This is a genomic window from Rhodoferax sp., from assembly GCF_014859475.1.
Classification (GTDB): Bacteria; Pseudomonadota; Gammaproteobacteria; order Burkholderiales; family Burkholderiaceae_C; genus Rhodoferax.
Map to the genome: position 1 here is coordinate 1 of NZ_JACUUE010000268.1, position 2,718 is coordinate 2,718.

Below are 2,718 nucleotides of genomic sequence, written 5' to 3' on the forward strand. Positions count from 1 at the left end.
ATTGGCTCAATTCAAATTTACCGGCCATGATTTTCTCCTTTGTATGGGGTGATTAGACTTGCATTGACCGGACAAGCGCAGGATCAAAACGTCCGGTAACCCCAAGTTTAGCGGTAGCGTCAGCCCTTTAGAATCAGTGAATGTCCTACCTTGTGCTCGCCCGTAAATACCGCCCCCGCAACTTTACCGAAATGGTGGGACAGGACCACGTGGTGCAAGCGCTGACCAATGCGCTCACCACCGGGCGCCTGCACCATGCCTATCTGTTTACCGGCACGCGCGGCGTGGGCAAGACCACGGTGTCGCGCATTCTGGCCAAGTCGCTCAATTGCCAGGGCGCAGACGGGCAGGGCGGCATCACCGCCACGCCCTGCGGTGTTTGCCAGGCCTGCACTGACATTGACAGCGGCCGATTTGTTGATTACACCGAGCTCGACGCCGCCTCCAACCGCGGTGTCGATGAAGTGCAAGCGCTGCTGGAGCAGGCGGTTTACAAGCCGGTGCAGGGCCGCTTCAAAGTGTTCATGATTGACGAGGTGCACATGCTCACCGGCCACGCTTTCAATGCCATGCTCAAAACGCTGGAAGAGCCGCCCGAGTATCTGAAATTTGTGCTAGCCACCACCGACCCGCAAAAAGTGCCGGTGACGGTGCTGTCGCGTTGCCTGCAGTTCAACCTGCGGCCGATGGCCCCCGAAACCATCCGCGAGCATCTGCAAAAGGTTTTACAGGCCGAGCAGGTTAGCGCCGATGTGCCGGCGCTGCGCTTGCTGGCGCGGGCGGCACATGGCTCGATGCGCGATGCGCTCAGTTTGACTGACCAGGCCATTGCCTTTGGTTCCGGTAGCCTGCAAGAGGCGCTGGTGCGTCAGATGCTGGGCAGCGTTGATCGCTCCTATGTGTTCCGTCTGCTGCAGGCGCTGGCCCAGGGCGATGGCAAAACCGTGGTGGAAACGTCAGAAGCCTTGCGCACCCACGGCTTGAGCGCCGCCTCTACCCTGGAAGAAATGAGCGGCGTGCTGCAGCGCATGGCCGTGCTGCAGGCTGTGCCCGACAGCGCCCAGGACGACAGCGACCCCGAGCTGGCCGAGATCGCGCTGCTTGCGGCGCTGATGCCCGCCGATGAAACCCAATTGCTCTACAGCATCTGTCTGCATGGGCGCAGCGAACTGGGTTTGGCGCCCGATGAATATGCGGCGCTGACCATGGTGCTGCTGCGCCTGCTGGCGTTCAAGCCCGGCGCAGCGCAAGCTGCGATGCAGGAAAAAAAAACTCTGAAAATAGCGCCCCAACGCGCCACTGAGCCGCAAGCTCCGGTCGCGGTAGCCCCGCCTGCGGCCGCGGCCGCGCCGAGTCCAACATCTGAGTCAAAGCCTGCGTCTGTACCCCCGCCTGCGTCCACGCCAACGTCTGCGCTACGGCCACCTTTGGCGCGCGCGCTGCCTGCGGTGGACACAGTGCCGTTGACCGAGGCAGCTGTCGCCGCGCCACAGGGCCAGCGCCTGGCGGTGCGCGACATGCCAGCTGCCTCTCGTGGCACACAAAGCCAGCCCGTGGTAGCGCAACAAGCCAGCACACCAGCTCCCTCGGGACCGTCGCCAGATGCTGCAAAAATTGAAGCCGTCCAGGTGCGTGAACAGCCGGACCCCAGGCGCGATGTGCCGCAGGAACAAACGCCAACTTCGGTGCCAGCCAGCCCGGAGGGCGATTTCTGGTACGCCACGGTGCAGGCGCTGATCGCCACCGAGGCCATTACGGCCATGGTGCGTGAGCTGGCCCTGCAGTCGCAACTGGTGGCGCGCGACCAGGACCAATGGCTGCTGCGTGTCGAGCGCGAGTCGCTGAATCAGTCGGGCAGCCGCGAGCGGCTGGCGGCAGCCCTGGCGGCTGCGGGTTACCCGGTGCAACTGGTGGCGGAGGTGGGGCGCGTCACCGACAGCCCGGCCAGGCGCAATGCCGCCAAGGCGGCACAAGCCCAACTGGCCGCTGAAAAAATCGTTTTCGACGATCCGCTGGTGCAGTCGCTGATGCGTGATTTTGGGGCGAAAATCGTTCCTGGCAGCATCAAACCGGGGTGACCCGCTTCAGCCACTGAATTTACTTTGCGCCGGGCGAGAATGGCTTGCCCCGCGACGCTTTTTTGCTTGACGATTTAAATTAAAGAAGGAAATTCCCATGTTCAACAAAGGACAACTCGCCGGCCTCATGAAGCAGGCGCAGGCCATGCAGGACAACATGAAAAAAGCCCAGGACGAGCTGGGCAGCATCGAGGTCACGGGTGAGTCGGGCGCCGGCCTGGTCAAGGTCACCATGACCTGCAAGCACGAGGTGCGCCGCGTCACTATCGACCCCAGCCTGCTCGCCGACGACAAGGACATGCTCGAAGACCTGGTGGCCGCCGCCTTCAACGCGGCGCTGCGCAAGGCCGAAGAAACCTCCACCGAGAAGATGGGTAAGATCACCGCCGGCATGCCGGGCTTGCCGGGCGGGATGAAGTTTCCCTTTTGATTTCATGGCATCCAGGTTGTCCAACCGTTCCCCGACACTGCGATTACCGCGTCGCTGCGCTCCTTTGCATGAACAGCGCCGTCATTGCGCAAATGGCCGTCATTGCGAACGCAGTGAAGCAATCCACGACGTCCAAATGCATGGACTGCCGCGCTACGCTTTCCATGAACAGCCCCGTCATTACGAACCCCAGCCCCGTCATTGCGAACG

2 protein-coding genes are annotated in these 2,718 nt (G+C 62.3%); both read left to right on the forward strand.

All coding sequences use genetic code 11. From position 1 onward, the window contains the following. Nucleotides 1-140 precede the first annotated feature (140 nt). Nucleotides 141-2,078: a DNA polymerase III subunit gamma/tau gene (dnaX, locus tag IBX54_RS14185; RefSeq protein ID WP_296543303.1), complete on the forward strand. Its 1,938-nt coding sequence runs from the start codon at nucleotides 141-143 to the stop codon at nucleotides 2,076-2,078. Nucleotides 2,079-2,175: 97 nt separating this feature from the next. Beyond that, nucleotides 2,176-2,508: a YbaB/EbfC family nucleoid-associated protein gene (locus tag IBX54_RS14190; RefSeq protein ID WP_296543304.1), complete on the forward strand. Its 333-nt coding sequence runs from the start codon at nucleotides 2,176-2,178 to the stop codon at nucleotides 2,506-2,508. Nucleotides 2,509-2,718 lie beyond the last annotated feature (210 nt).